The sequence below is a fragment of the Enterococcus sp. AZ119 genome, from assembly GCF_050546175.1.
Classification (GTDB): Bacteria; Bacillota; Bacilli; order Lactobacillales; family Enterococcaceae; genus Enterococcus; species Enterococcus faecalis.
Window position 1 is genome coordinate 574,985 of record NZ_CP172951.1, and the last position, 26,359, is coordinate 601,343.

The 26,359-nt window shown below is 38.0% G+C and carries 27 protein-coding genes; 25 read left to right on the forward strand and 2 right to left on the reverse strand.

The genetic code is table 11. The annotated features are described in order from the left end of the window. The first annotated feature begins 29 nt into the window (after positions 1-29). The 15 genes from IGL37_RS02805 (at position 30) to cshA (ending at position 14,821) form a co-directional block, all read left to right on the forward strand. Positions 30-386 carry a DUF4312 family protein gene (locus tag IGL37_RS02805; protein WP_002355708.1) on the forward strand — a complete coding sequence of 119 codons (357 nt, stop codon included), beginning with the start codon at positions 30-32 and terminating at the stop codon, positions 384-386. A 15-nt stretch (positions 387-401) separates the two neighbouring features. Further along, positions 402-1,181, forward strand: coding sequence for a DUF4311 domain-containing protein (locus IGL37_RS02810; protein ID WP_002355709.1), 780 nt, complete (start codon positions 402-404; stop codon positions 1,179-1,181). Between the two features lie 19 nt (positions 1,182-1,200). Further along, entirely contained in the window at positions 1,201-1,896 is a 696-nt protein-coding gene (locus tag IGL37_RS02815; RefSeq protein ID WP_002355710.1) for a DUF4310 family protein, read from the forward strand. A 130-nt stretch (positions 1,897-2,026) separates the two neighbouring features. Beyond that, a complete protein-coding gene (locus tag IGL37_RS02820) occupies positions 2,027-3,340 on the forward strand; it encodes a PTS sugar transporter subunit IIC (protein WP_002358780.1) in 1,314 nt (437 codons plus the stop codon). A gap of 25 nt (positions 3,341-3,365) precedes the next feature. Further along, complete coding sequence (locus IGL37_RS02825; RefSeq protein WP_002363233.1) at positions 3,366-3,665, forward strand: hypothetical protein; 300 nt, start codon at positions 3,366-3,368, stop codon at positions 3,663-3,665. 8 nt (positions 3,666-3,673) lie between these two features. Then, positions 3,674-4,762 carry a DUF871 domain-containing protein gene (locus IGL37_RS02830; protein WP_033917983.1) on the forward strand — a complete coding sequence of 363 codons (1,089 nt, stop codon included), beginning with the start codon at positions 3,674-3,676 and terminating at the stop codon, positions 4,760-4,762. 8 nt (positions 4,763-4,770) lie between these two features. Continuing rightward, positions 4,771-5,880 carry an amidohydrolase/deacetylase family metallohydrolase gene (locus tag IGL37_RS02835; protein ID WP_002373486.1) on the forward strand — a complete coding sequence of 370 codons (1,110 nt, stop codon included), beginning with the start codon at positions 4,771-4,773 and terminating at the stop codon, positions 5,878-5,880. Further along, a complete protein-coding gene (locus tag IGL37_RS02840; RefSeq protein ID WP_010773934.1) occupies positions 5,870-6,976 on the forward strand; it encodes a DgaE family pyridoxal phosphate-dependent ammonia lyase in 1,107 nt (368 codons plus the stop codon). The genes IGL37_RS02835 and IGL37_RS02840 overlap by 11 nt, the downstream gene beginning before the upstream one ends. 3 nt (positions 6,977-6,979) lie before the next feature. Further along, complete coding sequence (gene dagF, locus IGL37_RS02845) at positions 6,980-7,723, forward strand: 2-dehydro-3-deoxy-phosphogluconate aldolase (RefSeq protein ID WP_202583857.1); 744 nt, start codon at positions 6,980-6,982, stop codon at positions 7,721-7,723. 9 nt (positions 7,724-7,732) lie between these two features. After that, positions 7,733-8,743 carry a sugar kinase gene (locus IGL37_RS02850; RefSeq protein WP_002355718.1) on the forward strand — a complete coding sequence of 337 codons (1,011 nt, stop codon included), beginning with the start codon at positions 7,733-7,735 and terminating at the stop codon, positions 8,741-8,743. A gap of 93 nt (positions 8,744-8,836) precedes the next feature. After that, positions 8,837-9,865 (forward strand): hypothetical protein, encoded by a 1,029-nt coding sequence (locus IGL37_RS02855; protein WP_002355719.1) that lies wholly within the window; start codon positions 8,837-8,839, stop codon positions 9,863-9,865. Beyond that, positions 9,862-10,308, forward strand: coding sequence for a YaiI/YqxD family protein (locus IGL37_RS02860; RefSeq protein WP_002378067.1), 447 nt, complete (start codon positions 9,862-9,864; stop codon positions 10,306-10,308). The genes IGL37_RS02855 and IGL37_RS02860 overlap by 4 nt, the downstream gene beginning before the upstream one ends. 140 nt (positions 10,309-10,448) lie before the next feature. Beyond that, entirely contained in the window at positions 10,449-11,519 is a 1,071-nt protein-coding gene (locus IGL37_RS02865) for a D-alanine--D-alanine ligase (RefSeq protein ID WP_002355721.1), read from the forward strand. Between the two features lie 78 nt (positions 11,520-11,597). Beyond that, positions 11,598-12,971, forward strand: coding sequence for a UDP-N-acetylmuramoyl-tripeptide--D-alanyl-D-alanine ligase (locus IGL37_RS02870; RefSeq protein ID WP_002355722.1), 1,374 nt, complete (start codon positions 11,598-11,600; stop codon positions 12,969-12,971). A 302-nt stretch (positions 12,972-13,273) separates the two neighbouring features. Beyond that, complete coding sequence (gene cshA / locus IGL37_RS02875; protein ID WP_002355724.1) at positions 13,274-14,821, forward strand: degradosome RNA helicase CshA; 1,548 nt, start codon at positions 13,274-13,276, stop codon at positions 14,819-14,821. Positions 14,822-14,881: 60 nt separating this feature from the next. Here the strand turns inward: cshA and IGL37_RS02880 are convergent, their stop codons facing one another. Next, positions 14,882-15,148 (reverse strand): hypothetical protein, encoded by a 267-nt coding sequence (locus IGL37_RS02880; RefSeq protein WP_025188880.1) that lies wholly within the window; start codon positions 15,146-15,148, stop codon positions 14,882-14,884. Positions 15,149-15,452: 304 nt separating this feature from the next. Between IGL37_RS02880 and acpS the strand changes: the two genes are divergently transcribed. From acpS to lepB, 7 genes are all read left to right on the forward strand, one after another. Continuing rightward, positions 15,453-15,806: a holo-ACP synthase gene (gene acpS, locus IGL37_RS02885; protein WP_002355727.1), complete on the forward strand. Its 354-nt coding sequence runs from the start codon at positions 15,453-15,455 to the stop codon at positions 15,804-15,806. A 29-nt stretch (positions 15,807-15,835) separates the two neighbouring features. Further along, on the forward strand, positions 15,836-16,951 hold the full coding sequence (gene alr / locus IGL37_RS02890; RefSeq protein WP_010707789.1) for an alanine racemase: 1,116 nt from the start codon (positions 15,836-15,838) through the stop codon (positions 16,949-16,951). Positions 16,952-16,966: 15 nt separating this feature from the next. Beyond that, on the forward strand, positions 16,967-17,344 hold the full coding sequence (locus IGL37_RS02895) for a type II toxin-antitoxin system PemK/MazF family toxin (RefSeq protein WP_002355729.1): 378 nt from the start codon (positions 16,967-16,969) through the stop codon (positions 17,342-17,344). A gap of 318 nt (positions 17,345-17,662) precedes the next feature. After that, positions 17,663-18,358, forward strand: a complete 696-nt coding sequence (locus IGL37_RS02900; RefSeq protein ID WP_002355730.1) for a hypothetical protein — start codon at positions 17,663-17,665, stop codon at positions 18,356-18,358. Positions 18,359-18,382: 24 nt separating this feature from the next. Continuing rightward, positions 18,383-19,678 carry a hypothetical protein gene (locus IGL37_RS02905; protein ID WP_033917990.1) on the forward strand — a complete coding sequence of 432 codons (1,296 nt, stop codon included), beginning with the start codon at positions 18,383-18,385 and terminating at the stop codon, positions 19,676-19,678. Next, positions 19,659-19,985: a hypothetical protein gene (locus IGL37_RS02910; protein WP_002396532.1), complete on the forward strand. Its 327-nt coding sequence runs from the start codon at positions 19,659-19,661 to the stop codon at positions 19,983-19,985. The genes IGL37_RS02905 and IGL37_RS02910 overlap by 20 nt, the downstream gene beginning before the upstream one ends. 57 nt (positions 19,986-20,042) lie before the next feature. Continuing rightward, entirely contained in the window at positions 20,043-20,792 is a 750-nt protein-coding gene (lepB, locus tag IGL37_RS02915; protein ID WP_016622799.1) for a signal peptidase I, read from the forward strand. A 54-nt stretch (positions 20,793-20,846) separates the two neighbouring features. Here the strand turns inward: lepB and IGL37_RS02920 are convergent, their stop codons facing one another. Continuing rightward, positions 20,847-22,325 carry a helix-turn-helix domain-containing protein gene (locus IGL37_RS02920; RefSeq protein ID WP_002386996.1) on the reverse strand — a complete coding sequence of 493 codons (1,479 nt, stop codon included), beginning with the start codon at positions 22,323-22,325 and terminating at the stop codon, positions 20,847-20,849. Between the two features lie 173 nt (positions 22,326-22,498). Here IGL37_RS02920 and IGL37_RS02925 point away from each other — a divergent pair, with 173 nt between their 5' ends. The 3 genes from IGL37_RS02925 (at position 22,499) to IGL37_RS02935 (ending at position 26,347) form a co-directional block, all read left to right on the forward strand. Continuing rightward, on the forward strand, positions 22,499-23,251 hold the full coding sequence (locus tag IGL37_RS02925) for a tyrosine-protein phosphatase (protein WP_010707785.1): 753 nt from the start codon (positions 22,499-22,501) through the stop codon (positions 23,249-23,251). Between the two features lie 78 nt (positions 23,252-23,329). Next, a complete protein-coding gene (locus IGL37_RS02930; RefSeq protein WP_002355737.1) occupies positions 23,330-23,560 on the forward strand; it encodes a hypothetical protein in 231 nt (76 codons plus the stop codon). A gap of 120 nt (positions 23,561-23,680) precedes the next feature. Then, positions 23,681-26,347 carry a YhgE/Pip domain-containing protein gene (locus IGL37_RS02935; protein WP_002370738.1) on the forward strand — a complete coding sequence of 889 codons (2,667 nt, stop codon included), beginning with the start codon at positions 23,681-23,683 and terminating at the stop codon, positions 26,345-26,347. Positions 26,348-26,359 lie beyond the last annotated feature (12 nt).

Genomic DNA, 26,359 nt, shown 5'->3' on the forward strand with positions numbered 1-26,359 from the left:
AAGTAGTAACTTAGAAAGGAGCGGTAATTATGGATGCCACAAAACGGTCAACACAAACCGTGATTGTTTCTGGAAAAGGTAATAAGAAGAATGAAGCTTTTGCAAGTGCATTGAATGATGTTTCAAAAAAAGTATTAAAAGAAACAACAGAGGTCCTCATCCGGATTGAACCGAAAGAAGTAACTATTCGTCAGGCAAAAGAACAAGTTTATACAGAAAAATTTCTGTTCTTCTTCTTTCCTAGAAAGAGAGTGATTTATCATGTCGAACTAGCTGTAGAAGTGGAAATCCAAGCCATTGCAGTCGAAGAAGTTGATTTTTTAACGGAAACAATTAAAGAACCGAACGCAGTAGTAGTTCCGTTTCTTTCAAAAAGAGGCGTATAAAGGGAGGAAGAAGGAATGGAATTTGTAATCATTTTGCTGAAGTCATTGCTTATTGGTGGTTTACTAGGTTTTGCAGCTGGCGCAGGCGCTGCTCGGATGTTTCATGCACCACAAACGCAAGGGTTAGGGGCATTTAGAACATTAGGGGAAATGAACGCGGCACAAGGGGATCCAGCATCACACTTTTCTTTTGGTTTAGGTTTTTTCTTTAATGCTTGGGCTTCGGCCGTCGGAGCAGGGGCCTTTACACAAGATGTGACCCACCGGATTGTGCCTAACTGGGCTGCAGCAATTTTATTGGTAAAGGATAAAGATGTCACTAAAACGATGCATAATCCCAAAAAAATGGGGATTGTCGGGGCCTTTGTAGGAATGGCGACTGTGGCTTTCTTAAATAGTACAGCTGCAGCAATTCCAGAATCGCTACAAGTAACAGCAGTTGCGGTGTTGGTACCTGCAGCAACGATTTTAATCAATACTGTGATGCCCGTTTTATTCTGGCTAGCGGCTTTAGATGCAGGAAAACGGACGGGTTTCTGGGGAACGTTATTTGGCGGATTATCTCAATTAGTCATGGGCAATGCTGTCCCAGGAGTTGTATTAGGGATCTTAATCGGTAAAGGTGTCGATGATTTAGGGTGGACCCGAATGACACGTGGCATGCTTGGTGCCATTATCTTATTATTTATTTTAAGTGGCTTCTTCCGAGGGTTCGACTTAGAAATGATCGAAAGTTTCCGCTTGTCTATTCCTCAATGGTTAAATAATTTACACAATGTCTTCACCGTTAAATAGAAAAAAGGAGGTCTCATAGATGGAACAGCAAGAAAAAAATGAATGGGCACAACAAGAACAAGAAATTCAAGAAGGTTTAAAAGGCAAAAGTTTTTGGTATGCTGATTGGGGCTTTCCGATTTTAGTCGGGATTATGTCAGCGGCAATTTTTGCAGGAACACATATGTATGTAGTTTATGGTGTGGGCGCCTTTAATGAAGTTTCAATTGTTGCGATGCTAAAAGCTGGTTTAGATGGTGGTTCTTATGGCGCTGCCGCAGCATTTGGTGCAAGTTTCCTGTTTGCACGAATTTTAGAAGGTTCTTTAGTCGGGATTTTAGATTTAGGTGGCTCAATTTTAACGGGGATTGGAATTGGCGTACCTGCAATTTTCCTCAGCATGGGAATTAAAGCGCCTGTAGAAAACTTTGGCTTAGCCCTTTTAACGGGTGCGATACTAGGGTTAGCAGTTGGCGGCGTAATTGTGTTGATTCGGAAATTTACTATCAATCAAGGAAATTCCACTTTTGGTGCGGATGTGATGATGGGTGCTGGTAATGCCTCAGGACGTTTCTTAGGCCCGTTAATTATTTTGAGTGCGGCGGGTGCTTCGATTCCTATTGGGATTGGTGCCACATTAGGAGCTTTAGGTTTTTACATTTGGAAAAAACCAATTGCTGGGGGCGCAATTTTAGGCGCAATGATTTTTGGTGCAATATTCCCGGTTTCTTTATAATAAGAAAAAGCCTTTTGTTTTGCACTTTCTCTGTCATGAATAAGAATAAGCGTTTACATTATAATGTTACTATGTTATTATAAATGCGAAATAATTATTATTTTTATTAGTTGAACGGAGGAATTAACAAATGAATGGTTTTGTACAGTGGATGGAAGTTAAGTTAATGCCGATTGCGAATAAATTTGGTTCGCAACGCCATATGACAGCGATTAGAAAAGGATTAATTGCAACGATGCCTTTAACAATTGTGGGCTCATTCTTTACAATTTTTCAAAATATTCCAATTGAGGCATACACAAAATTGATTGAACCTTATCAAGCAATTTTAGATATTCCTTCCCGCTATACGATGGGGTTACTTGCACTTTATGCAACATTTGGGATTGCTTCATCATTGGCCAAAAGTTATAAGCTTGACTCTTTGACGTGTGGAATTTTAGCATTAATGGCCTTTTTAGTAACAGCGGCACCACCAACACGTGTCTTTGAAGATGTTGACAACGTCATTACAGCAGGGCGCTATATTAATTTAGCAAATTTAGGTTCAGCTTCTTTATTTGGTGCGATTGTAACAGCGCTGTTATCTGTTGAAATTTATCGCTTCTTTATTGAAAAAGATATTATGATTAAGATGCCAGATGGCGTACCGCCTGAAGTGTCAAATTCATTTATTGCGTTAATTCCAGGAGCAGTTATTCTTTTATTATTCTGGGTTATTCGCCACGTAATTGGTTTTGATTTGAATGGTTTCTTGAGTACGTTATTAATGCCACTTAAAGGTATCCTTGCTGGTAACAGTTTATTTGGCGGCTTACTAACAGTCTTCTTAATCTGTTTCTTCTGGGTTTTAGGGATTCATGGTCCAGCGATTATGGGCCCAGTTATTCGTCCTTTCTGGGATATGTCGATTGCAGAAAACCTTGAAGCTTTTACCAATGGTGCAAACGTTCATCAGTTACCTAATATTTTTACAGAACAGTTTTTACAATGGTTTATCTGGATTGGTGGCGCTGGAACTACGCTTTCTTTAGTTGTTTTAATGATGTTTTCTAAATCAACGTATCTGAAAAGTCTTGGCCGTTTATCGTTCTTACCAGGCTTGTTTAATATTAATGAACCAGTTATTTTCGGAACGCCGATCGTAATGAATCCTATTTTAGGTATTCCGTTTATCGTGGCACCGTTAATTACAACAACGTTATCTTATTTCTTAACAGTCGCTAATATAATTCCGATGATGGCTGCACGCTTAGCGTTTGCAATTCCAGCACCAATTGCTGCTTGGATGAGTACCAATTGGAGTTTCTCGGCCGCAGTATTAGTGATTGTTAACTTCTTAATTACAATGGCTATCTACTATCCATTTTTCAAAGTTTATGAAAAACAACAATTGGATAAAGAAGCAGAAGAATTAGCAGCTGAACAAGCAGCGAAAAATTAAAAAATGTTAGGGCGGGTGTTCTGATATGAATATCCTGCCCCTTCTAAGTCAGAGAAGAAAGTCAGGAGCGTATAAGATGATTATTTGGTTCATTTTCTTTTTTATCGTTAGTCAAATTATTATAGAAAAAGGGCAGTTGCCTACTGTTGTTTATCAATTTGGTTTGGTAAAGACGTTGGTTTTTACGGCAGTTTGTATTACTCTTTCCATGATAATTGGCGGATTTCTAAATCAACCAGTATTGCTCGTTGGCTCTACAACAATCCTGTGTAGCTCGGTGATTGCTTGGAAATTTCGAAATAAATTTGAAAATAGCGGAGTGTGAGAACGAAGATGAAAAGAGCATTAGGTGTATCAGTTTATCCAGATCATAGTGATATCAATCAAGATAAAGCGTATTTAAAAAAAGCCAGCGAATGTGGGTTTACTCGAATTTTTATGAGTATGTTAGAAGTGACCGATGGCAAAGAAGCGGTTCAGAAAAAATTTAAAGAATTAATTAGTTATGCGAAAAATTTAGGATTTGAAACAATTTTAGATGTCGTTCCAAGTATCTTTGATGAATTGGAAATTTCATATGATGATTTGACTTTTTTCAGCGAATTAGGAGCTGATGGGATTCGGTTGGATACAGGGTTTGATGGAAATAAAGAAGCCATGTTGACGTTTAATCCATTCGGCGTGGCTATTGAGTTGAATATGAGTAATGATGTCGCTTATCTTGATAACATTTTGACGTATGAAGCGAATCGACCTTTCTTATATGGTTGTCATAACTTTTATCCACAAGCGGGAACTGCATTGCCGTATGATTTCTTTGAAAAATGTAGCATCCGTTTTAAAAAGGAAGGTATTCGGACAGCTGCTTTTATTTCATCACAGGTAGGTGAAATTGGTCCTTGGGATGTGAATGATGGGCTACCTACTTTAGAAATGCATAGACAGTTGCCAGTCACTGTTCAAGCTAAACATTTATTTGCAACAAATTTAATTGATGATGTTGTTATTGGAAATGCTTATGCTTCCAACGAAGAATTAGAAGCATTGGGTCAGTTGAATCGTTATCAAACAGAATTGACCATTGTTTTTGAAGAAGCGACTTCTGAAATTGAAAAAGAAATCGTAACAAAAAATCAACATTTTCGCCGTGGAGATATCACTCAGCAGATGATTCGTTCCACAGAAGTGCGTAAAAAATATAAAAATGAAGCTAATCCCCCACATGATAATCAAGTAATGCTACAACCTGGAGATGTTGTTGTGGGAAATGATGCATTTGGAAAATACAAAAATGAATTACAAGTCGTTTTAGAACCACATCAAGACTCACGCAAAAATCGAGTAGGGCGTATTATAGAAGAAGAACTTGTATTATTAGAATTCATTAAGCCTTGGACAAAATTTAGATTTATAGAAAAGTAGGGAAGAATATGGACTACGATTTACTTATAAAAAATGGACAGACAGTAGATGGTATGCCTGTTGAAATTGCAATTAAAGAGAAAAAAATAGCTGCTGTTGCAGCAACTATTTCAGGTTCTGCAAAAGAAACTATCCACTTAGAACCAGGTACTTATGTATCCGCAGGCTGGATAGATGATCACGTTCATTGTTTTGAAAAAATGGCTCTTTATTATGATTATCCAGATGAAATTGGGGTCAAAAAGGGTGTTACGACAGTGATTGATGCTGGGACAACAGGTGCTGAAAACATTCATGAATTTTATGACTTAGCGCAACAAGCAAAAACAAATGTTTTTGGATTAGTCAATATTTCTAAATGGGGCATCGTTGCTCAGGACGAACTCGCAGATTTAAGTAAAGTACAAGCGAGTTTAGTCAAAAAAGCGATTCAAGAATTACCAGATTTTGTTGTAGGGATTAAAGCCCGTATGAGTAGGACCGTTATTGGCGATAACGGCATTACGCCTTTAGAATTGGCCAAACAGATTCAGCAAGAGAACCAAGAAATTCCCTTAATGGTTCACATTGGATCAGCACCGCCTCATTTAGATGAAATTTTAGCCTTGATGGAAAAAGGGGATGTCCTAACCCATTGTTTTAATGGGAAAGAAAATGGCATCTTAGACCAAGCAACGGATAAAATAAAAGATTTCGCTTGGCAAGCGTACAACAAAGGAGTCGTATTTGATATCGGGCATGGTACGGATAGTTTCAATTTTCACGTAGCTGAAACAGCGTTGCGCGAGGGAATGAAAGCTGCATCAATTAGCACAGATATCTACATCCGTAACCGAGAAAATGGTCCTGTTTATGATTTAGCCACAACGATGGAAAAACTCCGTGTGGTCGGCTATGATTGGCCAGAAATTATTGAAAAGGTAACCAAGGCTCCTGCTGAGAATTTCCATTTAGCTCAAAAAGGCACGTTGGAAATAGGTAAAGATGCTGATTTAACGATTTTCACGATTCAAGCAGAAGAAAAAACATTGACTGATTCTAATGGATTGACACGAGTAGCCAAAGAGCAAATTCGCCCAATCAAAACAATTATTGGAGGACAAATCTATGACAATTAGTTACGAAAAATTCCACTTAAAAGAAGTCATTAATGCTTCTGGCAAAATGACCATTCTAGGTGTCTCCAAAGTTTCGGAGGCAGTCCTAGCAGCTCAACGATTCGGCGGCGAACATTTCTTTGAAATGAGTGAACTTAGTGTGCAAACAGGGGCCTTTTTAGCTAACTTGTTGAAGGTAGAAGATGCCCAAATCGTTTCCTCGGCTTCGGCGGGGATTGCCCAATCGGTGGCTGCCTTGATTGGAAAAGGCAGCTTGTACCACGCGTATCATCCCTATTCAGAAAAAATTGAACAGCGAGAGATTGTTTTACCTAAAGGGCACAACGTGGACTACGGCACGCCTGTAGAAGTTATGGTAGCGCAAGGCGGCGGCCAAGTGGTGGAAGCTGGCTACGCCAACATGTGTAGTCCAGAACACGTGGAAATGATGATTTCTGAAAAAACAGCGGCCATTCTATACATCAAAAGCCATCATACCGTGCAAAAAAGTATGCTGACGGTGGCCGAAGCGGCTAAAGTGGCGCAACGCCACAAGGTGCCGCTAATTGTTGACGCGGCAGCAGAAGAAGATCTTTTCAAATACACCGAAGCAGGCGCTGATTTGGTGATTTACAGCGGCGCCAAAGCCATCGAAGGGCCAAGTGCCGGTTTAGTGGTCGGGAAAAAAGAATACATTGACTGGGTGCGCCTACAAGGCAAAGGCATTGGTCGAGCAATGAAAATTGGCAAAGACAATATCCTAGGCTTTACGCAAGCAGTGGAAGAATACTTGGCGCATGGCAGTGAATCAGGGGCTTCGATGCAAGAACGCTTAAAACCGTTTGTTGAAGCCATCAACAACCTGTCAGATTTAACCGCTAAAATCGTCCAAGATGGCGCCGGACGAGACATTTATCGCGCCAGTGTCAAAGTGGACGGCAGAAAAACCGCCAAGGAAGTCATCCAAGCGTTAAAAGCAGAAAGTCCAGCCATTTATACGCGAGAATATCAAGCAAACAATGGCATCATTGAGTTTGACATTCGTTCTGTCAATCAAGAAGAAATGAACAAAATCGTGCAACGATTACAAGAAATTATGGACACAAAGGAGAAATAAGTCATGTCATTAAAACCTAATTATTTAGAAGAACGCATTTGTTTAAACGTCTTAGCCAATTCAGTAGAAAATGCCCAAGCCTGTTATGAAGAAGCAGAAGGGCATGTTGTGTTAGGCGTCCTTTCAAAAAACTATGAAACCGATGAAGCAGCCATTGACGATATGAAAAAATACCAAGCAGCAACCAACAACGCTTTATCTGTCGGCTTAGGGGCTGGCGATCCTAATCAAAGTCAAATGGTGGCTCGCTTATCAGAAGTTCTACAACCGCAACACGTGAACCAAGTCTTCACAGGTGTCGGCGCTTCGCGGGCCTTACTTCGTCAAGACGAAACAGTGATTAATGGCTTGGTTTCACCCACAGGCAAAGTTGGCTATGTCAACATTGCGACAGGTCCGTTAAGCTCTGGTGCGCCAGCGGCGGAAGTGCCTATCGAAACCGCTATCAAATTGTTGAAAGACATGGGGGGCAGTTCCATTAAATATTTCCCGATGAAAGGCTTGGCTCACAAAGAAGAATACCAAGCAGTAGCAGCAGCTTGTGCCAAGTATGACTTTTATTTAGAGCCAACAGGGGGCATTGATTTAGAAAACTTTGAAGAAATTGTTCAGATTGCGGTGGATGCCGGCGTTAAAAAAATCATTCCTCATGTCTACAGCTCAATTATCGATCAAGAAACAGGGGACACTAGAACAGAAGACGTGAAAACGTTACTAACCATGATGAAAAACACATTGAATAAGTAGGTGGCAAAGATGAAAATTGCTGCGTTTGGTGAAGTCATGCTTCGTTTCACTCCGCCAGAGTATCTAATGTTAGAACAAACAGAGCAGTTAAGAATGAACTTTGTAGGGACTGGCGTAAATCTCTTAGCAAATTTGGCTCATTTTCAACTAGAAACAGCATTGATTACGAAATTACCTGCCAATCGTCTTGGTGAAGCTGGCAAAGCAGCGCTAAGGAAGTTAGGAATTTCAGATCAATGGGTAGGAGAAAAGGGCGATCATATTGGTAGTTTTTTTGCAGAAATGGGTTATGGAATCCGACCCACACAAGTAACTTATCAAAATCGCCATCAGAGTGCTTTTGGCATCAGCGAGGCGAAGGACTACGATTTTGAGGCCTTTTTAGCGGAAGTAGATATGGTGCATATTTGTGGTATTTCGTTAAGTTTAACTGAAAAAACTCGTGATGCTGCTTTGATACTTGCTCAAAAGGCGCATGCCTATCAAAAGAAAGTTTGTTTTGACTTTAATTATCGACCTAGTTTGAATACAGCAAATAGCGCACTCTTTATGCGTCAACAGTACGAACGCATTTTACCTTATTGTGATATTGTTTTTGGCAGTCGTCGTGATTTGGTCGAGCTATTAGGTTTCATTCCGCGAGAAGATTTAGAAGGTGAGGCACAAGAAACTGAACTGATTCAGCGCTTCATGTCTCAATACAATTTGGAATGGTTTGCTGGGACAACGAGAAGTCATTCCCAAAATCAAAACTACTTAAGTGGGTATTTATATACCCAAAATGAGTACCAACAGAGTGAAAAAAGACCGCTTCTTAATCTTGATCGAATTGGTGCTGGTGATGCTTATGCGGCGGGGATTTTATATGGCTATAGCCAAAATTGGTCGTTAGAAAAGGCAGTTACCTTTGCCACAGTCAATGGGGTCCTTGCACATACGATTCAAGGAGATATTCCTTTGACAACGGTCAAACAAGTGAATCACGTTCTTGAGCATCCGAATCTTGATTTAATTCGTTAAAGAAGAAAACCAGAAGAAAAGTCGTGTGTGGCTTTTCTTCTGGTCTTTTTTTCATTATAATTAAAAGAAACAGATTGCAAAGGAGGCAGCAGGATGAGTGTTGCACATCTTTTAACAGTTTTAGAAAACGATGAATTTATTGAACGGATTCAAAAACGACCAGAAGCGTTCATTGGAACGACTGGCTTAGTCGGCTTAGAGAATTTACTTGTTCAGACAATTAACGGTTTATTAGAGTTTTTCATTGAAAAGAATCAAGGGAAAATTGCTATACAGTTATCGCGTCAACAAATCTCTTTTCAGGTATCTTCCACACGACCGCTTGTTTTTGAACAAAAGCAAGTCGATTTAGAACCACCTTTTCTGTATTTATCTGTTTTACAAGCCTTCTCAAAACAAGTAGGGATCAGTATCGATCAAGAAAAACAGCGAACTATTTTTATTTACCATCAAGGGCAATTGAAAAAACGATTATTGTTACCTATTGAAGAAACCCAGGAACGAATTGAAGTCTTATTTTGGCCAGATACGCAAATTTTTGGTACAGAATCACTTTCTTATATGCGTGTTTTACAGCAATGTCAACAGATTGCCATGTTGAATCCAGGCTTAAAGATTCTCTTAACACAAGAAGAGGAACAAAAAAATCTTTGTTATTACCCTAAAGGTTTAAGTAATTATTTATTTGAAAAAGATAACCCATTAACTAGAAAAGCTGCACCGATTATTCAAGCCAAGCAAACAGAATTGGCCCTTGTTCAATTTATTTTGAGTAAAAATCATGCGCCGCAAGTGCAAAAAACATTTGTTAATGGGCATTATCCCAGTCTTGGTGGAACCCACTATGAGGGCTTTCTTGATGGCGTAGTGGCCGCCTTTAATCAATTTTTAGAGGAGCAACATTACTCATTATCTGTGACAGCAGATAGTTTTTTAGCAGAATTTGATTTTGTTTTAGCCATTACGATACCAAAGCCCCGCTACACTGATGCAACGAAAACCATTTTAAGAAATACAGAGTTATATGAAGTGGTTAAAGAAGTCGTTTTTGACGAATTACAACACTACTTTCAACGTCATCCCAAATGGTTAGAGCAAGGAAGAAGCGAGGGAAATGAATGAAAATTTTTGTCGATGGCGATGGTTCACCTGTGAAAGAGACGGTTATTGAAGTCGCTGTAGAGAAAGCTTTGGATGTGGTGATTGTTACTAGTGTAGATCATTATTCCTTAAAAGATTATCCAGAAAATGTCTCTTTTGTGTATGTTGATAAAGGAGCGGATGCTGCTGATTTTAAAATTGTGCAGTTAATAAAAAAAGGGGATCTTTTAATTACACAAGATTATGGCTTAGCTTCCTTGGTTTTGCCAAAAGGAGTGTCGGTTTTACATCAACTGGGTTATCAATATACGAAAGAAAATATTGATGGCTTGTTAGAACAACGCTATTTTAGTGGCCAAATTCGGCGAAAAGGTGGCCGAACGAAAGGACCTAAACCTTTTACAGACCAAGATAGAACAATGTTTAAACAAGCCCTTATTGAGCTGGTGGAACGGAGTCTTTAGTAAGGAAAAGGCAAGCAAAGAATTTTTCCTTCACTAAATTTGCTTCTATTATGAAACTGGGTTTTATGCTAAAATAAGTAAGGATAATTTGAAAAATAATTTTTTCTAAAAGACAGGAAAGAAACTAGGAGGACAAGCATTTGAAGATTATTTTGTTGTATGGCGGCAGAAGTGAAGAGCACGATGTGTCTGTTTTGTCTGCATATTCCGTTTTAAATGCAATCTATTATAAATATTATCAAGTACAGTTAGTCTTTATTAGTAAAGACGGTCAATGGGTAAAAGGCCCTCTTTTATCTGAACGACCACAAAATAAAGAAGTTTTACATTTAACTTGGGCACAAACACCTGAAGAAACAGGCGAATTTTCAGGAAAACGAATCAGTCCTTCGGAAATTTATGAAGAAGAAGCGATTGTTTTCCCTGTTTTACATGGGCCAAATGGTGAAGATGGAACAATTCAAGGATTCATGGAAACCATTAATATGCCTTATGTAGGCGCAGGTGTCTTAGCTAGTGCTAACGCAATGGACAAAATCATGACGAAATATCTTTTACAAACTGTTGGCATTCCACAAGTACCATTCGTGCCAGTTTTAAGAAGTGACTGGAAAGGAAATCCAAAAGAAGTCTTTGAAAAATGTGAAGGTTCTTTAATTTATCCGGTCTTTGTTAAACCTGCCAATATGGGTTCTAGTGTCGGAATTAGCAAAGCGGAAAATCGTGAAGAATTGCAAGAAGCATTGGAAGAAGCTTTCCGTTATGATGCCCGAGCAATTGTTGAACAAGGGATTGAAGCACGTGAAATTGAAGTAGCCATTTTAGGAAATGAAGATGTCCGTACGACTTTACCTGGTGAAGTGGTGAAAGATGTCGCTTTCTATGATTATGATGCAAAATACATCAATAACACGATTGAAATGCAAATCCCAGCGCATGTTCCAGAAGAAGTAGCTCATCAAGCGCAAGAATACGCTAAAAAAGCGTATATTATGTTAGATGGAAGTGGCTTAAGTCGCTGTGATTTCTTCTTAACAAGCAAAAACGAATTATTCCTGAATGAATTGAACACCATGCCTGGTTTTACTGACTTTAGTATGTATCCTTTACTGTGGGAAAATATGGGCTTGAAATACAGTGATTTAATTGAGGAACTGATTCAGTTAGCTTTGAATCGTTTTAAACAACGCCAAGAATTTTATAATAACTAAGAAGAAAAAATCACACAAGACTGGGACATGACAAGACTTTGGCATGTCCCAGTCCCTGTGTCAGAGGAGCAAAACATAATGAAATTAACCTTCTGGGAAGTAGCGCAAGCGGTTGAAGCCAGTAATGATTGGCAACAATGGCCTGATTTTCCTTTAACAGGCATTGAATTTGATAGTCGTAAAATTGTGAAAGGAAATCTCTTTGTTCCTTTACAAGGTGAAAATGATGGTCATCGTTTTATTGAGAGTGCCATGGCTAATGGCTGTCAGGCCGCTTTTTGGGGACAGGATTTAGTCGATGCGCCGCAACAATTGCCTGTTTTGCATGTTACTGATCCACTGGTTGCTATGCAAAAATTAGCTACCTATTATTTAAATAAAATGCAACCGAATGTCATCGCTGTGACTGGCAGTAATGGAAAAACTACCACTAAAGATTTGATTGCTGCTGTGTTATCTGAAAAGTTTGTGACTTACAAAACGCAAGGCAATTACAATAATCAAATTGGCTTACCCTATACTATTTTACACATGCCTGATGAAACAGAAAAACTGATTTTAGAAATGGGCATGGATCATGCTCAGGAAATTTCTTTCCTTTCCAATCTGGCTCAGCCAGAAGTTGCTGCCATCACAATGATTGGCGAAGCCCATGTGGAAAATTTAGGCTCACGAGCAGGCATTGCACAAGCAAAAATGGAAATCGTAGATGGTTTAGCCAAAGACGGTAGTTTATTTGTGCCAAGCGATGAACCTTTGCTAGAACCATTGGTGGAAAAAGTCACGCAACAAGTGATTACTTTTGGTTTTAGCCAGGAAAGTCAACTTCAAGGAATCGTCACAAATGAAGCCAAAGAGCAAACCTCATTCAAAATCAGTGATACACAAATGACGTTTACGATTCCAGTGCCAGGAACCTATAATGTCACCAATGCATTAATCGCAATTGGTATTGGTCGGTATTTCCAATTAACGGATAGTGAGATTCAAAAAGGATTGGCTACAGCGGAACTAACAAAGAATCGGACAGAATGGCTGAAAGCAGCGAATGGTGCCGAAATTTTAAGTGATGTGTACAATGCCAATCCGACAGCTATGGGTCTTGTTCTGGACAGTTTTAGCAAAATGTCCAAAGTAGGAAAACGAATTGCTGTTTTAGGAGACATGCTGGAATTAGGTCCTGATTCTGCTGCCATGCATCAAGCAATGGCGCAGCATTTAGCCCCAGATGCGATTGAAGAAGTCTTTTTATATGGTTCTGAAATGGCTTATTTAGCTGATAAATTGCAAGAAACCTATGCACCAGCTAACATTCATTCTTTTAAAAAAGAAGAAAAAAATGAGTTGATTGAAGCTGTCAAAAAAGTCTTACAGCCAGAAGACATGGTGGTTTTAAAGGGAAGTAACGGGATGGGACTTCGTGAAGTCATCGATGCACTTTTGGAAAAGTAAATAAGTTTCATAAAACTTGCTGAAAATGGGATTCTATGATAGAATGACCTATTGCCGGAAGATGACGAGAAAAATTGAATCGTAGTAAATAAAATAGATCTATTTCTATGTTTAATAATAAATGTGAAGCTGAACGACCACGTTTGGCTTTTCTAATGCCATAAGGTGAATTTTTCGGTGAAATCAGGAAAGAAGAAATAGTTGGCACACTATAATGGATTTCTTTTTAACAACTGAAAGTGAAGACACCTGAAACTAGGAAGAAATCGTTCTTTCCGAAACAAAATCTAGGAGGATATCATTTGAAATTTAAAGAACTTGGTTTAGCGCCAGAATTATTATCAGCGGTAGAACGCGCAGGCTTCGAGGAAGCAACCCCTATTCAATCAGAAACAATTCCGTTAGCGTTAGCAGGAAAAGACGTAATCGGACAAGCACAAACAGGAACAGGGAAAACCGCTGCTTTTGGCTTACCAATGCTTAACAAAATTGACGCAGACAATCGCGTTATTCAAGGATTAGTCATTGCACCAACCCGTGAGTTGGCTATCCAAACACAAGAAGAGTTATTCCGTTTAGGCCGCGATAAAAAGATTCGCGTCCAAGCCGTTTACGGTGGGGCTGATATCGGTCGCCAAATCCGTGGACTAAAAGATCGTCCACATATCGTTGTAGGTACACCAGGACGTTTACTAGATCATATTAATCGTCGTACCTTGAAATTAGAAACTGTTGAAACATTAGTTTTAGACGAAGCAGATGAAATGTTAAACATGGGCTTCTTGGAAGACATTGAAAAAATCATCTCACAAGTGCCAGAACAACGTCAAACACTTCTATTTTCAGCAACTATGCCGCCAGCAATCAAGAATATTGGCGTGAAATTCATGAAACAACCAGAACATGTGAAGATTAAAGCCAAAGAAATGACGGCTGATTTAATTGATCAATATTATGTACGTTCAAAAGACTTTGAAAAATTTGACATTATGACACGTTTACTAGACGTGCAAACCCCAGAATTGACCATTGTCTTTGGTCGGACAAAACGCCGTGTTGATGAACTTGCCCGCGGGTTAGAAGCGCGTGGTTACAAAGCAGAAGGCATCCATGGCGACCTATCACAACAAAAACGGATGAGCGTTTTACGTTCATTCAAAAATGGTAACTTAGATATCTTAGTGGCAACAGATGTAGCAGCACGTGGGTTAGATATTTCAGGTGTCACCCATGTCTATAACTACGATATTCCACAAGATCCAGAAAGTTATGTTCACCGTATTGGTCGGACAGGTCGTGCTGGTAAAGGTGGTATGTCTGTGACGTTTGTAACACCAAACGAAATGGGTTACTTACATGTCATCGAAAACCTAACGAAAAAGCGGATGACACCATTACGTCCACCAACCGAAAAGGAAGCATTTAAAGGACAATTAAGTGCAGCTGTTGAAACCATCGAAAGTGATCTAGAAGAAAATGGTTTAGACAAATATCTAGAATCTGCTGAAGCGTTATTAGAAAAATATTCAGCGACAGACTTAGCTGCGTTATTATTAAAAACAGTAGCGAAAGATCCAGCAGATGCGGTTCCTGTAAAAATTACCCCAGAACGACCATTGCCTTCAAATAAAAAAGGCTTTAACAAAAATGGCCGTGGTGGTGGCGGTGGTAACAACCGTAATCGCAACCGTGGTGGCAATGGTAAAGGTGGCAGCTATCGTGGCAACAAAAACCATAAAGATGGCGACCGTAATTACAAAAATAGCGACCGCAAAAATAAAGATCAACGTGGCGGCAAACGTCATAACGATAAAAAACGTGGTTTCGTCATTCGCGAAAACGCCAAATAATCAAAAGAGCGAGTGTTCCGTCTATGAACGGAACACTCGCTCTTTTTTGGTAGATAATCGTTAAATAGAAAAACTCAAAAAAAGTAAAAAAGGCATCAAAATGATATAAAAAAAGAAAAACGCCAAAATTATCCAAGTTTTCAACGGGGAAGTTAGATTGAAGAGTTTCATTTTTTGTTGTAGCAAATGAATGGTTCCGATCCAAACCAGTTGCAAGAGAAAAAATAGGCTGGGATTTTTAAAGAAGATTGGAAATATGTAGAGCAACAAAGTAAAAATAAATAGGGCGCAACGAAGTAACTTTTTTTGCCGAGAAGTTAAAGTCATACGTTTTTCTCCTTTTTCTTTTTATTCTCCCATAAGTAGCCAAAATTTGCTATAAAATATTAAAACATCCGCTTAGTTTCCTGATTTTTTTCCGATACTTCTTAGTTGTTGTCTTACTTTTATAAAAATTCAGAAAAATTTTATAAAAATGTAAATAGGAAGAAAACGTATGGTACTTCAATTTGTGTGAGGATCTTGTAAAACATTCTTTATTTTTTTAGCGAATCAGTGGAAAAATTTTGAAATTTTGTTAAAATGAAAGGTAATTCGGAGTAACTATATTAAATAGGAAGTAAGGCGGAAAATGATAAAGGGAATTGGTATTGACGCAGTAGAATTAAGTCGGATAAAACCGATTGTTGAAAAACAAGGATCGTTTATTCAACGGGTTTTAACACCTAACGAATTGACCCTTTTTGAAAAGTTATCTACAAAACGTCAAATAGAATTTTTAGCTGGTCGTTTTGCTTGTAAAGAAGCGTTCTCTAAAGCATGGGGCACAGGGATTGGTAAAGTTGGTTTACAAGATATTGAGGTGCTGACTGAAAAAACAGGTGCACCATACGTAGCAAACTCGCCCCATAATGGTAAAGTGTTTGTCTCGATTACGCACACAGATACTATGGCGATTGCACAAATTGTTTTAGAAAGCGAATAATAGAAGCAACGAAGAAAGAAGGATGTACAATGGTCGTTGGATGGCATCGTCCTACACGGTTACATATCGATACGCAAGCAATTACTGAAAATGTCCAAAAGGAATGTCAACGTTTGCCAGAAGGAACCGCTTTATTTGCGGTTGTAAAAGCGAACGGCTATGGGCATGGAGCCGTAGAATCCGCCAAAGCGGCGAAAAAAGGTGGCGCGACAGGTTTTTGTGTCGCCTTATTGGATGAAGCAATTGAATTGAGAGAAGCAGGTGTTCAGGACCCCATTTTAATTTTGAGTGTGGTAGACTTAGCTTATGTGCCTTTATTGATTCAATATGATTTGTCTGTAACGGTAGCTACACAAGAATGGTTAGAAGCTGCTCTTCAACAACTAACGCCTGAGAGTAACACGCCATTACGTGTTCACTTAAAAGTCGATACTGGCATGGGACGGATTGGCTTTTTAACCCCGGAAGAGACTAAGCAAGCAGTGCGGTTTGTTCAATCCCACAAAGAATTTTTATGGGAAGGGATTTTTACTCATTTTTCAACAGCTGATGAAATCGATACAAGCTATTTTGAAAAACAATCAGGGCGTTTTAAGGCTGTTCTAGCAGTTTTAGAAGAGTTACCTCGGTATGTCCATGTTAGCAATAGTGCGACAGCGTTATGGCATCCTGATGTGCCAGGAAACATGATTCGCTATGGGGTAGCCATGTATGGATTGAACCCTTCAGGTAATAAGCTGGCCCCAAGCTATGCGTTAAAGCCGGCCTTACGGTTGACCAGTGAACTCATCCATGTAAAACGCTTAGCGGCTGGTGAAGGGATTGGCTATGGCGAAACCTACGTAACTGAAGCTGAAGAATGGATTGGGACAGTGCCAATCGGCTATGCAGATGGCTGGTTGCGTCATCTCCAAGGATTTACAGTGCTCGTGAATGGTAAGCGTTGCGAAATCGTTGGACGAGTGTGTATGGATCAATGTATGATTCGTTTAGCAGAAGAAGTTCCTGTCGGCTCAGTCGTTACATTAGTTGGAAAAGATGGCAATGAAGAAAATACGTTACAAATGGTAGCCGAAAAATTAGAAACCATTCATTATGAAGTTGCATGTACTTTCTCACAAAGAATCCCCAGAGAATATAACTAGATAGGAGGTTCCACTATGGTCAAACGCGGAGATATTTATTTTGCAGACCTTTCCCCAGTAGTGGGCTCGGAACAAGGTGGCGTCAGACCTGTCCTTGTTGTCCAAAATAACTTAGGTAATCATTTTAGCCCAACGATTATCGTTGCGGCGATCACAGCCAAAATGGCAAAGCCAAAATTGCCAACACATATCGGGATTAATTCTGATGAAACAGGCATTGAAAAAGATTCAGTGATTCTTTTAGAGCAGATTCGAACAATCGATAAGGGTCGCTTGAAAGAAAAAGTTTGTCATTTGAGACTTGATATTATGGAAGAAGTTGATCGTGCCTTAGGCATCAGTGTTGGACTTAGTAGCGATTCAGCCCCAGCAAAAGCAAATTCAGCTACATAAAGAACGATAGCTACTATGAAATCAACAAAGACTAATTGGATTTTTTTAAAAGCGACTGATCTAGTTCGGTTCGCTAAACATAGTTTGAGTAAAAGCGAGAGAGATGGCCAAGTGGCATCTCTCTTTTTTTGTTTTATATTTTAAAAATTAAAATATAAATATAAAATATAAAATTTTATCATTGTGTTTTAAATAAAGTTGTTGGCAAGGCTCAAACGGAATGTTACAATCAATACTATATAGAGTTTTTAAAGAGCGTAACAGATGATTTTACAAGTTTTGATTGTCGAGCGATGACATAAAGGAGATTATATTTGTATGATGATTGTTGTACTTTTAATGAGTAGTTGCTTATTTTTATTTGTAAGCTATCAATTGTATTTGCGATTACTTGTCGAAAAACTGGATTCAGAGGACCGGACATTAAAGAGGAAAATAAATTTCTATAAGTATCAGAAAAATAGTCGTTTAATGATTTATTTATTGTTTAGTGTTTGTCTACTTAGCGTATTATTGTTAGGAATTGTTTATACATATTATCAATTAAATCAACGAAATATCCGCATTGAACAACGGATCGAGCGTTTGGCACAAGGCCAAGCTACTCAAGGTGACAAAATAAAAAAACAAGCGATTAAAAAAACAGCCTTAAATCAGTTTCCCTGGAAGCAAGCTGTTTCGGCAGAATCGGCCGCTGTCTTGACTAATTATGAATTACAATTAGCGCGTGAATGGCGTCCTTACCTCGGAGAGACGAGTATCACAATGATTAGAAGTGAAAAAACACAAACCTTGACACTGTCTGTTTTTTCAGTTGGCTTAAGTTACCATGAATTTCAAACAGGCCAAGACAATATTGTAGCACTTATTGCAGCGTTGAATTCAGTTAAAGAAATTACCATGATTGATTTTAATTTTACTTATCGAGATCAAGAGCAAACCCTTGTCAAATCCATTGATACGTATGCTCGTGAGACGCTTGAAACAAATTTGGAGCCTGTCGTGATTAGTTAAAAGGATGAGAGAAAGGACATATATATGACAAAAAGACGTTTAATTAAAAAAATTAAAGATATTTCGGATGATACGCTTGAAAAAGAAGTCTTTTTTCAGCCAGGATTCGAACCAGAAAAAATAATTAGCGAAATCAAACCAGAACAACAGGAAAAAGAAATGGCGACGTTAAGAGAAAGGCTCGCCTACTATCAGAAAAAAGAAACAGCCTTTAAAAAACTTCAAGAAGAAAATGAGCAATTAAAGAACCAACAAGAAACGGAAAAACAAGCATTAGAAGAAAAAAATCAGTCATTACTTGAAATACTAAATCAAAAAGAACATGAAATTTTTGAATTGGAAGAGCAACTGGAAACGAACAGTGAAACCACGACAGAGGCTACCACTCTTCAAACAAATCTGCAAAATGCAGAAAAACAATTAACCACTGTACATAATCAAATGGAACGTTTAGAAAGTGAATTAACACAGCAAGTGGCAGAATTAGAAAAAGAATCGGCTGAACAGCAACAACATATCCAGACATTACACAACCAGTTAGCAGAAGAAAAAGGAAAGTTGGAGAAAAAAGGAGATATTACAGGAATGGAAAAGCAAGTAGAAACGTTAACGACAGAATTAGAAGAAAGCACAACGACTCAACAAGCATTGCAGGAACAAATTGAAAAACTAACTGTACAATTACAAAAAGTAGAAGCCGAAAAACAAGCCTTACAAGAGGCTGTCCAACAAGAAGTGATTGTGAAACAACGCATGGAGGAGTTAAAGAATGAGCTTCAAAATAGTTTACAGCAAAAAAATGAAGCAGAAGTAAAACTAGGTCGACTACAAGGTGTCAATGACAAACATCTTGCTGAAAAGCAAGTTTACGAAGGGGAATTAGCTGCTCTAAGAAAAGAAGTAGAGGCCAAAGAAGACACTTTAGAACAAGTTCAAAAAGAATTGAAGACACTACAAGCCGTTTCAAAAAATATTGAACCGAGTAGTGAGCAGTTAACAGAACTGCTACGCGCAAAACAGCAAATTAACGATTTATTAATGAAAAATCAGCAATTACAAGAAGAGGCTTTAAAATCGCAACAAGAAATTGGCGAAGTGATGGTTTCTGCCAAAAAAGAAGCCAATCGGATTGTTAATGAAGCAAAAGTAGAAGCAAAACACCTAATCAATTCCGCAGAATTAGAAATGTTAAATATTGGTAACCGAGCGAAAAGTATTTCGAATGAAGTCGAAGCATCAAAAGTAGAAGTACTTGAGATTTATCGCGAATTAGAGGAACGTTTAACTAAACTGACACGTCTTGAACAAGATAACTATTAATAAAATGGTCAGTAAAAAGTTAATGGGAGCAAGGAAACTACATTGTCTTGGGGTCCTTTTTTTAGCTGTTACATTAAGTAGCTCCGCAGAAAGATTACAGGCTGCTGCTGTCTCAAAGGAAGAGCAGTCGCTAAGGCAACCGCTTATCAGGAAAAACATAGTAACAGAGAAGAGCGAATATCTTGTAGAAGCAAATCAAAGTATTTGGGAGCTGGCACAAGATGCGCAGAAACCATTGAATCAGTTTATGAAGGAAAACCAGTTACGTAGTAGTTATATAAAAAAAGGAACGCAATTAGTTAAATAGAAAAAAGGAGCAAGAAAGGAAAAGTTTATTTAAGAAGCTTTTCCTTTTAAGAAAACGATGGAAGAATGGATAAAGCCCGTTATGCGAACAATTCGCCACATTAAGCGCGCCTTCTTGAAGCAAAAGTTGCCTGCGACATATCAGCTAAAAAAGCAAAAGGCTAACACAGCAATGGAATATTTGCTTGAGCAAACAGATAACCATCAATCAATAAGAGGACCGAAAAGAAAAATGACCGCTGAAGAGATTAAAAAAAAGCGGCAAGCCTACCAAAAGAAACAACGCGTCCAAGTCGTTAAATTTTTTATGCCAGCTATTCTTTTCGCCATTTTTGTGTTCTTTTTTGTGTTAAAGACATCTAGCTACCCAATTGCTGGGCAATCCATGAAGCCGACACTTAACGCAGGGGAACGAGTCTTAGTACAACGGACGAAGCAAGTAGCAAGGTACGATGTGATTGCATTTAAAGCACCGCTAGCTAGCAAAGGTACGTACGTCAAGCGAATCATCGGGGTTCCTGGTGATCGAATTTGGGTAAACGAGGGAAAACTTTATCTTTCAGAAGAACCTATAGCAAGCGATAATGAGGCACTGCCTGAGAATGCCAGTCGTTTTGACTTATCGGAAGAAGTGGCAGCCCAACTTCGCCTGTTCCAGAAGATTCCAGCCGGTCATTACTTTGTCTTAGGGGACAATCGTACGCATTCAAGTGATAGTCGTACGTTCGGCTTTGTCGAGATACAAGCGATTGAAGGAATCGTGGTGTTTAAAATGGCGCCGTTTAAGGAAATAGGGAAAGTAAAATAAAAAGCTTAAGTCAGCCATCTAAGAGTAGGGCACTTAAGCTTTTCTTTTTAGAGATTATTTGCCCAATAACAATTGAATGATTTTTTCAATTGATTGTAGGTCGTAACGATTACTAATATCCGAAAAAATATAGTAATGGTCATACTGGGCAACGAGCTGTTCATTATTGGTATTCATTAAAAGCAAATCATAATGGTTTTCTGCGTTGTAAGGCTCAATTTTCAGCGGATATTTTCCAGCGATACTCTGTTGTATTTTTTGTGCTACCAACTCGCTATAAGCACTGCTCAGTGAGTGATAAACACCAATCGTTATTTTTTTTTCATTTAATTCAGCAATGTGATTCAAAATAAGTGTATAATTAATTTCAGTAAATTGATTTTGGTACTTAGAAGCAGTGGCTTTTGTGGCAAAGTTCGTTGTAGCGATCTCCACTAATTCGTAAACTTCACTTTCGCTAAAAGGATGACGTAAGACTTTCAAAAGTGACTGAATTGTCCAATAATCAAAGGGTAAAATAAATCCTGAAAAATAATAGAGTTGCGCATGTAATTGGAAAAGTAAATTTTCAATATAAAGTAGCCGAATAGGCAGCACGTAATGGGATAAATAACCACGTGCTTTAAGGTACGTTAAAATGACCCGGTTCATTTCGTTAAGATACGTTTTTTCAATGCGTTGTTGTTTTGCTAAACGAAAGGCGAAAGCAGCATTCGCAGAATAGTTATGCATGGAACAAAAAAAGTCATAAAACATATAGGCTTCATTGATTGTATATGGACGGTCGATTCTTTTCATATATGTATGTATAGATAAATTAATTTCTTCAAATAAAGGTCGATCGAGTTGGACATCATGTGGACTAATCGTTGGCAGGGGTTCTAAAACCATGCGACGAAAAGAAATTTTCATCCAAAGTTTAATTTGGAGAATTTCTGTATGGTCAAAGGTAATTCTGGGGATTTCTTGTAGTATCTCGATTAATCCTAGGTATTGATTGGCCAGTTCTTTTTCTAAATCTGTTTTTTCTTCAAAGATAAACCAGAAAAAATTAAAAAAGAAAAAGCGAATTTGTTTTTCTTCGCCGACAAGTTTTCCTCGTTTGATACGTAAATTAAACTCATTGAGTAAGTCATTTAATTCAACAATTTTTCGATAATAGGTAGCAGAGCTAATGGCATAATTCTGTTGGAAATACCCGCCATTTATTTCATTTTTATGGAAGAGTTGCTGGACCATGTGAAACTTAATAGATTTATCTAAGAACAACATGATCATTGCTTTCATGGAAAAGGTAGGCGCTTTATTTAGATATAGAGTGTCACCTAATACTGTTAAGGTGAGGTTTTCTTGAAGTTGCTCTTCTTTCAAAAATTGCTCTAAAAAAGAAAGATACTCATTCAATGTTGGTAAACTAATATTGAAAAAATCTACTAATTCATTTCGTGTCGCTTGACCTTTATTATTATATAGGAACAATAAAATATCATTCATATAATCATAAGGCTTTTCTAAAAAATCTCGTTTTAGCATCGTTACTCACCTCTCTTTTAAGAATACTGTATCTATGATAAAATGGCAATAAACAACTGATAAAAAGATTGTTTTTTGAGGTGTTTTTTATTATCGTTGAGAAAAAGAAATAAAAAGAAAAAACAAAGTATTTAAATGACAACAAAATAATTAAAATGAAGGAGCGATAGAACATGAACAGCGTGGTGAACTTTAGAGATATTGGAGGATTTCCAACGCAACAAGGCACAGTTGTCAAGACAGGGCATTTTTTTCGGAGTGGTGAACTCGTCAATGTTGCACAAGCGGATCAACAGAAACTGGTAGAGGACTATCAAATTAAACGAATCTATGATTTTAGAAGTGCAGCGGAAACGCAAGAACGACCAGATGATTCAATTCAAGGAACCAACTATCTACATATAGATATTTTGGCCGATATTCAGGCGCAGACTGCTTCATTAGAAGGAATGCTTAAAACGGTTGGTTCACCCGATGAAGCAATGGACATGGCTTATAAAGAAATGGTTCTTTCCAATTCGGGGCGCAAAGGTTACCAAACATTTTTTGAAAACTTTTTAAGTTATCCACAGGAAGCTATTTTATTTCATTGTTTCGCAGGAAAAGATCGAACAGGAATCGGCGCAGCCTTGATATTAAGTGCTTTAGGTGTGGAACATTCTTATATTTTAGAAGATTATTTAAAGACGAACGAGCAAAGAAAAACCGCTAACGAGCAAATTATTGCGCAATATCAAGCAAATGGAACGCCTCCAGCAGAAATTCAACAATTAGAAACGCTGCTTTATGTGAAAAAAGAGTACTTAGCGACCGCTTTACAGGCGATTGAAAAAGAATTTGGTTCGGTAGAGGGCTATTTAAAAGAGGGACTCGGCTTACCTTTATCTGCTAAAAAAAACATGCTAAGTCTGTACACAAAATCATAGATCCTAAAAAAAGGACTATCCTTTCTAAAAAAGAAGTTTTATAATAGAAAAGAATCCGTTTGTAAGGAGGGATAGGGAATGAAAGAAGGACAAGAACAATTCTTAACGTTCATACTAGATCGAACAAAAGAAGATAAAAAAGAAAAAATGCAAGCGCTACTTGCAGAAATGTTTGAACGCCAACAAACAGGCAAATTAGATAAAATGTACTTGATGACAAAAGCACCAAAACTTTTGGCGTATTTAAAACCAGAAGCCATTGATGAAGTTAAACAAGTCGTTTCGGAATTTTCTAAAAATATGAAATAAACAATCTTAGCTTGAACTTACGACATTTTAAAAATGTGTCGTAACATTCAAGCTTTTGTTTGTTATTCTCTTGTATTTTATGCTAAAGTTATTCAGGCACAAAAAAAAGCAGGTGATTTTATGAAACATATAAAAAATACATGGGAACTATTTATTTTAGATTGGAAAAGAATTTTTAAAAATCCAGTAGCAACATTTTTGATTGTTGCCTTAATGATTATTCCATCATTATATGCATGGTTTAACATTAAAGCACTATGGGATCCGTATTCAAATACAGGAGAGTTACCAATAGCGGTCTATAGTGATGACCAAACAGCAACTTTTCAAGATAAATCGGTCAATATTGGTGATGAAGTCTTGAAAAACTTGAAGAAAAACAAGCAATTAGGTTGGCGTTTTGTTGATTCGAAAAAGGAATTAGACAAAGGGGTCCAATCAGGAAAATATTTTGCCGGGATTTATTTACCTAAAGATTTTTCCAAAGATTTGCTAAGTTTTACTTCTGGTGACATCAATAAACCTAAAATTGAATACTCAATCAATGAAAAAATTAATGCAATTGCGCCGAAAATTACGTCAAAAGGCGCCTCTTCCATTCAGTCACAAATTTCGGAAGAATTCATTAAAACGGCAAGTAGTACGTTAATCAAAACATTCAATGATATTGGCTATGATATTGATAAAAACATGGTTAGCATTCAAAAAGTTAAGAGCATGATTTTAGATACAGATGCCAACATTGGAACCATTGACACGTACGCGAAACAAGTCACAGACTTACATGGTAAGATGCCTGAGCTAAAAGAAAAATTAGCGAAAGCCAACGATGCGATGAAATATTTACCTGAAGTTGATGCTTTAGGAGAGAAGATTGTTGAGCTAAATGGCAAAATGCCAAGCATCAAAGAACAAGCTAGTGTTATTTTGACGTTACAAGAAAAAATTCCAGAAATTCAAAACGCTGGCCGACAAATTGCTATGATTGATGAAGACTTTGCCTCTGTGGAACAAACAATGAGCGAAGGAATCCAAGAAGCAAAACAAGGATTAGAAATCATTCAACAAGTCCAAACGGCGTTACCAGATATTCGTAAACTAGGTGATCAAGCTAATGATTTAGGGAATGTCACATTAGATGGCGCTAATAAATTGGAAAAGGCTTTACCTGAGATTACGCGGAGTGTTGCGACGATTGTCAAGGCAATTGAAACAATTAGTTCTGGTATAAATATCGGATTAGAGCAACTGAAGGATAAACGTTTGCCAGTGGAAGAAAGAGAGCAAATTAAACAACAAATATCTGAAAATTTAGCGAGACAGCATGAGAATATTCTGCAATTAATTCAATTGTTTACGCAACTACAAGAAGCAACTGGAAGTACTGCATTGCAAGATTCAATTGATAAATTGAATGAGCTAAATCAAATTATTTCAGACTTGAAAACGGTAGTTGATGGTATTGACGTCAACGCAGTAACAAATGATGACTTAACAATAATTCAAGATCAAGCGAAACAAGTACAGGATACTGCAGCAAAGATTCATCCAGATGAAATTAGTAATACCGTTTCAACCATTTTAAACAAACTAACTAGTACCATCCAAAACGCTCAAGGTCAACTAAACAAAGCACAACAAATTGACTTTGAAGGGTTATTGAGTTCAACAAGTCAAACGGTCACTAATGCGATTTCTTTATTAGAAAAATATCAAGCCGAAATGCCGGCAATTAAACAAGAAATTCATGATGCGAATACGATGTTGAATGGCAATATGGAAACCATTGTCAATGGCATTAATCGTGGTGCTGATTTGTATAAAAACGATTTACCAGTCATTCAAGACAAAGTCAGCAAAGCGGCAGCCTTTATGCAAAATGACTATCCAGGTATCCGAAAAGATTTAACGAATACCTTGAAAACAGTCAATGAGAAAATGCCAGATGTTGAAGCGGCCTTAGACAAAGCCAACGAACTGATTATTAATGATTGGCCAAATATCAAAACAGGATTACACAAAGCAGCGAATGCAATCCGTAAAGGTGAAAAAGAAGTTGATTTAGGTGAAATTCTTAAATTACTAAAATTAGATGCCAATAAAGAAAGTGACTTCTTTACACAACCAGTTGAAGTCAAAGAACATGCTGTTTATCCGATTGCTAATAATGGTTCGGCAAGTACGCCATTCTATACAGCTTTGTGTTTATGGGTTGGTGCTGTATTATTCTCAAGTGTTGCGACAACGGATGTTTATCTTGAAGGAAAAGATAAAAAACGCTTCTCTAAACGGGAACAATTTTCAGCACGGATGTTTACCTTCATTGTCATGGGGATTGGTCAAGCACTGATTGTAACCTTAGGTAATTATTTTGCGTTAGGCGTAGATGTTCGTAATCCAGCGTATAGCGTCTGGTTTGCGGTATTGATTGCCATTACGTTTATGATAATGGTTTATGTGCTTGTTGCTCTCTTTGGCAATGTAGGGAAAGGAATTGCGATAATAATCTTGGTACTATCCATCTCTGGTGGGGGTGGGAACTACCCAATTCAAGTCTCAGGTAAATTCTTCCAAATGATTAATCCGTTCTTGCCGTTTACGCATGCCGTGAACTTGCTAAGGGAATCAGCAGGAGGCATTTACTGGCCAAATGCTTGGTTTGCCATTTGGATTATGGTGGGGATTTCAGTCGTCTTTAGTATTGGCGGCGCAATTCTTTATCCACATCTGGAACACAGATCGAAAAAATTTGCGGCTTTAGCACAAAAGAGCCATTTATTCCATTAAAAAACAAAAAGC